Source organism: Micromonospora sp. NPDC005163 (assembly GCF_053599835.1).
Genome location: NZ_JBSFYP010000133.1, coordinates 1 through 5,925, shown reverse-complemented (window position 1 = coordinate 5,925; position 5,925 = coordinate 1). Strand labels below are relative to the sequence as shown.

Here is a 5,925-nt window from a genome sequence, read left to right as displayed (position 1 = left end):
GTGATGCGATGTCACAGGGGTGGATCTCCTCGCACGCCCTCACGGGTCAGAGTTTCAGCAGCTCAAGCCGCCTTCTCCAAGGTTGCCACAGAGGGGTGCGAGCGGCGTCGCGCGCGTCCGCCTCCCGGGTCGCCGTGGCCCAGGTCTGGAGCGTGAACTGCACGGTGATGCGGTATCGGTGCGGCCCAGGCTCGTCATCTCCGTTGGAGGTGGGTGCCACGTCGATGACGTGTTGCGGGTAGACCGCCATCGCCGGCTGCAGCAGGCACAGCTCGTCCGGTACACCCCAGCGCGCTTGCTCTCGGGCCTCGTCCTCGTCGGTGTGCGACCGCGTGTACGACAGGTGCGCTTGGGCGGAGATGGTCCACTGTTGCGGCAGCGGTTCCAGGCCCCATGTTGCGAGGGCGTCCTCGCATCCCGGGCGGCAGATCAGCCTGCTGCGCAGCGCGGCGATGAGGGCGGAGCGGGCCTCGACGGCCAGAGCCGCCCGTTGCTCGATGGCAGCCATCGTTTCGGCATGCAGAGTAGGGACCTGGTCCGCCGGGGTCCCGCCGGTCATCGCTGCGCCGCCCGACTGCCGGCAGTAGCCGAGGGCCTGCCCGTGACCAACCCGGCGCACGTAGCCACCCGCACGGTGGCCATGTCGCGGGCTGGGCGCACTTCGGTGTGTTCGCCGGCGGCCGCGATGGTGCTGCGCAGGAGGTCGGGCGAGGCGGCGGGGTGGAGGTCGGCTGGGAGATCACCGTCTCTCAGGTGCCGGGTGGGATGAAGCATGTTGCCCTCCGTAGAACAGCAAGAAGGCGGCCACCGGTTGGTGGCCGCCTGAAGGGATGGTGGTGCCGCGCCCCAGTCGCGTGGGCGAGGGGCGTTGGGTTTGTGCGTGCCAGATCCGAGGCTGGCAGCGGCGGCCGACCGTGGCTGGTGGGGGCGATGCCGTCGCGCGAGGCGTCAGATCAGAGGCACGTGGAAAGTAAGGGAAGCTCTCAAGGTAGCCGTTGCGGGAGCGCCTTCGGCTGGGCTGTCAGGTGCGGCCTCCTGGCAGGACCTGACAGCCCGGCAATCCCCTCCCCCGTGTCAGGGCTGCTGGCCGGAGGGGAATCCGCCGGACCTGCGGCCCGCCTGGCTGATCTCGTCAGCCAGCGAGCCTTCGCTGCTCGGCCGGTGACGGGAGACCGCTGCGGGACTCTTCGCCGCGGGCCGGTCCCGCTGTGAACCGGACCGGGGCGGGCCTACCGATCACCTGGTAGGCAGCTGGTGACCTGTGCAGCGGAACCGGCGCCGGCGCAGCTCACGCTGACTCCGCAGACGGCGGACATGCGGCAGGTGTCGGATTGGTTGATCCACTGGTCGGTCGCGACCGGCATCGAGGGAGTCTTGCAGCCAGGGTTTGCGATTGACCGATTGACCGCAGCGGGTGCAGTCAGTGCAGAGCCATCAGGTTTGACGGCTCTTCACAATGCAAAGTGTCTTCGGTGACGCTGATGCGCTGATTGTCGTCGAACTCGCGCAAAAACCAGATCTACAAGGCGTTCCGGGAGGTCGGGCGCGTGATGCACCGTGGCGCTGCTGCGGTTCCTCGCCGACTCGGGACTGCGGGCACGGGTGACGCGGCCACCAACAAGGCCGAGGCCTACAACGGGTTCTCCGCCTGGACCCCGGTTCGGCAACCAGGGCGTGATCGCCGAGAACGACCCGGCCGAGCAGGAAAAGTCGGTCAAATGAACTCGCTGCGGTGCAACCTGATCGTGTTCCACATCGCGATCGACATGATGGAGGTCATCCGGCAGCTGGTTGCCGAGGGGTGGTAGGTGACCGCGGAGGATCTGGCCCAGCTCTCGCCCTACCTGACCTCCCACATCCTCCGGATCGGCGCCTACGCGACCGACGAACTCCACATCCCGCCGGACGTGTTCGACCCCGCGCTGGACGAGGTCGACTTTGGCGGCGAACAGCCCGCGGCCGCGTAGCAGGGCACGGTAACGCAGCAGAGGGTGGTTTAGCGCCTCCCCCATGCAGGGCGACACTGGAGGGCCGAGAATCCTCCATCTCTCACGCAGCACGCGTATCCCACGCAAATGTCCGCGGCCGGGCGCTCGTCCGGGATCGGCGCCGGCTCGATGCTGGCGGCAGCGCGGCTGGACCATCCCGGCGCGCGATGCCGGCGGGGCGTCGGCGATGCTGTGGGCATGGAGTACGTGTCCAGAGTGCCGCGACCGCCGCTGGACGGGCTGATCGACGACCTTTACTACCTGGAGGGTGCGCCGCCGTACGCCCGGCTGACGCTGCCGGCAAGTCCGGCGGCGTTGCTCATCGTCAACCTCGGCGCGCCGTTCCGCATCCGCGCCGGCACCGACATCGAGACGGCCGAGTACGCCGACGGCTGCGTGGTCACCATGCCCACCCGCGCGTGGGAGTTCGGCTACCCACCCCGGACCCGGTCCGTCGGCGTGCACTTCAAGCCGTGGGGGCCGGCGCCGTTCCTGCCGATGCCCGCGGCCGAGCTGTGTGACCGGCCGGTGACGCTAGAGCAGGTTTGGGGCCGGCCCGCCATCGCCGAGCTGCGAGACCGGCTGACCACGGCGGACGGACCGCACGAGATGCTGACGCTGCTCGAGGAGGAGCTAATGCGACGGCTGTGCGAGGCCGCCGGCCTCGGGCTGGTCCGCCATACGAGCCGCGTCATCGCGGCGACCAGCGGGGCGGTGGCTATCGACGACCTGAGGGTTTCAGCCGGTGTCAGCAGCACTCACCTGGCACAGCGGTTCAAGGAGCTCATCGGCGTCACGCCGAAGCGGCTGGCCCGCACCTACCGCTTCGCCGCCACCGTGTTAACGATCAACCCCGCCGGACCGATCGACTGGGGCGACCTCGCCAGTAGCGCAGGCTACTTCGACCAGGCCCACTTCGGCCACGAGTTCCGGGCATTCACCGGGCTCACACCGACCCGGTACGTCGAAGTCCGGCGGCGGTTCCTGCGCGAACATCCCGGCCACGTGCTGGACGGCTGGCCGCTGCCGGCCGATTGATTTCTTACAAGAGCGACAGCTCACGACACGCTAATTTGGGGGCACCCCAAAGCAGAGGAGAGCCCCGTGGGCAAGGTGGTCATGTACAGCGCGGTGTCGGTGGACGGCTTCATCGCGGACGAGAATGACCAGCCCGGACCGCTGTTCGACTGGTTGTCCAGCGGTGACGTCCCGTTGGACGAGAGCGGCGAGGTGAAGGTGTCGCAGACGTCCTACGACTACACCCGGCCGTACTGGGACCAGATCGGGGCGACAATCGCCGGCCGCCACGTCTTCGACATGACCGACGGCTGGGACGGGAAGCCTCCGAGCGGGATCGACCACGTGGTCGTCGTGACGCACCGGCCGCAGCCCGAGGGCTGGGACCCCGAGGCGCCGTTTCACTTCGTCGACGGCGTCGAGGCAGCCGTGGCCAAGGCGCAGGAGCTTGCGGGTGACCGCTTGGTCGAGGTCGCCGCTGGCGACGTCGGTGGCCAGGTGCTTGCCGCGGGTCTGGTCGACGAGGTGCGCATGGACGTCGTGCCCGTGGTGTTCGGGTCCGGCAAGCGCTACTTCGGGTCGGTCGACGCGCAGCACCTGTTGGAGGATCCTGACGTGGTGATTCAGAGCAACCGGGTGCTTCACCTGCGCTATCGGGTGCGCCGTTGACCGATCTGAGCGGGTAGCCGATCCAGTGAGTCTTCCCGGGCGCGCGCCTGCTCGTAGTCCGCAGCCAGCTCCTGCCACGGCTAACTCGGATCCTGGGCGGTGTCGCCGTCGGATCCCGCCGCCGACCCGCGGTCATGTCCCGTCATGCACAGGAGCATAGTCGTCTCGCCGGCTATGCCGCGATTTCCTACGCCCGTCCGGTGTGTGCCGTCAGCGAACCACTCGGGGCAAGCGGGTAACCCCGCGGGCGTGTTCAAAAGCCTCCGTGAGGTTGTGCACTTGCAGGGTGAGTCGCTGGATGTTCGCGATTGCCACTTCGAGGTTCGCGGCAAGGTTCTCGTTGTCGCGGCGGAGGCGGGCGTTCTCTTGCCGCAGACTCGTCGCGGTGGTGGTGTCGACGGCGGTGTGTGCTGCTTGGCCTGTTGCGACGTGCGCGGGTTCGTCCGTCGCGCCGGCGCACCGTCCTCACGGACCTGCACCTGGCACTGCGGCGCGGTCAGGCGGTCGCCATTGTCGGTGCGAGCGGTGCCGGCAAGAGTACGCTCGCCGATCTCATCGCGGGTCTGATCACGCCGGAGCGAGGCGAGATCGTCATCAACGGTGATGCGGTACTTCGCGACGTCGACATCGACCGGTGGCGCCGGCGGATCGCGTACGCTTCGCAGTTTCCGTACTCCTTCACCGACTCGTTGCGCGCCAACCTGTGCTACGGCACGTGGCGGCTGTCCTGGTCGAGGACTCGGCTAGCTCCCTTGACCTCGTGATCGTCTGCACTCGACGATCGATGTCCGTGATCGTCCGACTGCTGTACCAGATTCTGGTTCAGGTGCTCTCGTGGCTGGCGCTGTTCGCCCGCTCCTCCGAGTCGAAGGACGCGGAGATCCTCCTGCTGCGTCACGAGGTGGCGGTGCTGCGCCGAGGCAACCCGGGACCACGCGCGCTTCGCGCACGCTGGGCTGCAGTGGACTGATAGAAGCCACCACATGAAGCCCCAGCTCAACACCGACCGAGTTTCGACCAGGACCGTCACTCATCCGGCCCCGCGAGGAGCCCATGGCCCGGTCCATAACAGTTATGTGCATCGATGTAGACGGTCGCTCAAACCGCTTCTGGTGGACAGATGTTGCCCTCTTGACGAGGGACTTCTGTCGCAGTCTAATTTGGTGACCATATAGGGAGGCCCACTCGTGGGAGAGTTCGCCGTTCTGACGTGGCAGGGTTTCCTTCTGATCGCGGCTGCCGCCGCAAAGTGCGCGCACCGCGTCGGTTCGCAATGGCCGTTGCCGGTTACCGGCTTGCGCCGTCTGCCTTGGTCGAGCCCTGGCATGGAGCGTTCCCGGCGTCGAAGTCATCCTCGGCGCCGGCCTCATCAGCGGTTGGCACCCGACGATCATGCTTCGGCTCGCGGCTGCACTGTTCGCTTCCTTCGGGCTGGCGATGGCATCGGCACTCCTTCGAGGGCGCCGACCGTCCTGCGGCTGCGGTGTTGGCGAGGACAGGCCCGTCAGCTGGCTGCTCGTCGCGCGGACCGGTGGCTTGGCTATCTTTGCGGGCCTGTCCAGCGCTATTCCTCCCCCTTTGGGTTTGCAGGTGCTGTGGTGCGCGACGTCGGGCTTGTCGCGTGATGCAGCACTCGCCACGCTCATCGCGCTGCTGCTACTTGGCATGACCTGGCGGGCGTTGACGGTCGGCCTTCGCGTGCACAACCGTTTGGAGGCGCTGCGGCGATGACGGGTCCATGGATTGCTGCCTTCGGTGCGCTCGTAGTCATGGTCGTAGCGCTCACGATTCTTGTGTTGGGCGTGCTCGCCAGGCTGGACCGTGCGCTGGACGAGATCACGTCCCGGCCGCCAAGCAACGTACGCGCCCTCGGTGGACTGGAGGTCGGCCAGGCCGCGCCCTGTTGGAGTTCGCCGCGTCCGACGGGGGCGAACCCGTGCAGCTGAGTCGTTCGGTGATGGTCTTCACGTCTGAGGGTTGCTCCCCGTGCGCGTCTCTTGTCGCTGACCTGATCATCCACCCCTTTGATCCGGGCGAGTGGGGTCGGGTGCTGGTATGGGATGCCAAGGATCAGTCGCCGATTCCGCCTCTACCCGGTTGGGTGGTGGTTGGCGCGACCAGCGCCACCGCGCTCAAGAGCCGATTCCAGGTCCAAGGAGGTGATCTCAACAAGGGTCGGGGCGCCGATCGGGGTGACACGGGCATTGCGTCCATAGCGGACAGTGGTGGATATGGGCGTGGAGCCATCGGT

The 5,925-nt window shown here is 67.5% G+C and carries 9 protein-coding genes; 8 read left to right on the top strand and 1 reads right to left on the bottom strand.

Features of this window, described 5'->3' with window-relative positions; genetic code table 11:
• Window positions 1-46: 46 nt before the first annotated feature.
• Window positions 47-508, bottom strand: coding sequence for a hypothetical protein (locus tag ACWD6N_RS37105; RefSeq protein ID WP_450006662.1), 462 nt, complete (start codon window positions 506-508; stop codon window positions 47-49).
• 982 nt (window positions 509-1,490) lie between these two features.
• On the opposite strand from ACWD6N_RS37105, the gene ACWD6N_RS37100 reads away from it, so the two are divergent.
• The 8 genes from ACWD6N_RS37100 to ACWD6N_RS37065 all read left to right on the top strand — a co-directional run.
• Complete coding sequence (locus ACWD6N_RS37100) at window positions 1,491-1,808, top strand: Tn3 family transposase (protein ID WP_450006660.1); 318 nt, start codon at window positions 1,491-1,493, stop codon at window positions 1,806-1,808.
• Window positions 1,809-1,967, top strand: coding sequence for a hypothetical protein (locus tag ACWD6N_RS37095; RefSeq protein ID WP_387329465.1), 159 nt, complete (start codon window positions 1,809-1,811; stop codon window positions 1,965-1,967). It begins immediately after the preceding gene.
• A 108-nt stretch (window positions 1,968-2,075) separates the two neighbouring features.
• On the top strand, window positions 2,076-3,026 hold the full coding sequence (locus tag ACWD6N_RS37090; protein WP_450006657.1) for a helix-turn-helix domain-containing protein: 951 nt from the start codon (window positions 2,076-2,078) through the stop codon (window positions 3,024-3,026).
• Between the two features lie 66 nt (window positions 3,027-3,092).
• Entirely contained in the window at window positions 3,093-3,674 is a 582-nt protein-coding gene (locus ACWD6N_RS37085) for a dihydrofolate reductase family protein (protein WP_450006656.1), read from the top strand.
• A 407-nt stretch (window positions 3,675-4,081) separates the two neighbouring features.
• On the top strand, window positions 4,082-4,438 hold the full coding sequence (locus tag ACWD6N_RS37080) for an ATP-binding cassette domain-containing protein (protein ID WP_450006654.1): 357 nt from the start codon (window positions 4,082-4,084) through the stop codon (window positions 4,436-4,438).
• 20 nt (window positions 4,439-4,458) lie between these two features.
• Window positions 4,459-4,644 carry a hypothetical protein gene (locus tag ACWD6N_RS37075; RefSeq protein WP_450006652.1) on the top strand — a complete coding sequence of 62 codons (186 nt, stop codon included), beginning with the start codon at window positions 4,459-4,461 and terminating at the stop codon, window positions 4,642-4,644.
• A 266-nt stretch (window positions 4,645-4,910) separates the two neighbouring features.
• Window positions 4,911-5,405: a MauE/DoxX family redox-associated membrane protein gene (locus ACWD6N_RS37070; RefSeq protein WP_450006664.1), complete on the top strand. Its 495-nt coding sequence runs from the start codon at window positions 4,911-4,913 to the stop codon at window positions 5,403-5,405.
• A gap of 172 nt (window positions 5,406-5,577) precedes the next feature.
• The coding region (locus ACWD6N_RS37065) for a hypothetical protein (protein WP_450006651.1) at window positions 5,578-5,925 on the top strand (348 nt) is incomplete at its 3' end.

What these genes read in the sequence shown, in the direction of transcription:
- ACWD6N_RS37105 (WP_450006662.1), bottom strand. Translation starts at nt 508, where the DNA reads ATGGCTGCCATCGAGCAACGGGCGGCTCTGGCCGTCGAGGCCCGCTCC.
- ACWD6N_RS37090 (WP_450006657.1), top strand. Translation starts at nt 2,076, where the DNA reads ATGTCCGCGGCCGGGCGCTCGTCCGGGATCGGCGCCGGCTCGATGCTG.
- ACWD6N_RS37075 (WP_450006652.1), top strand. Translation starts at nt 4,459, where the DNA reads ATGTCCGTGATCGTCCGACTGCTGTACCAGATTCTGGTTCAGGTGCTC.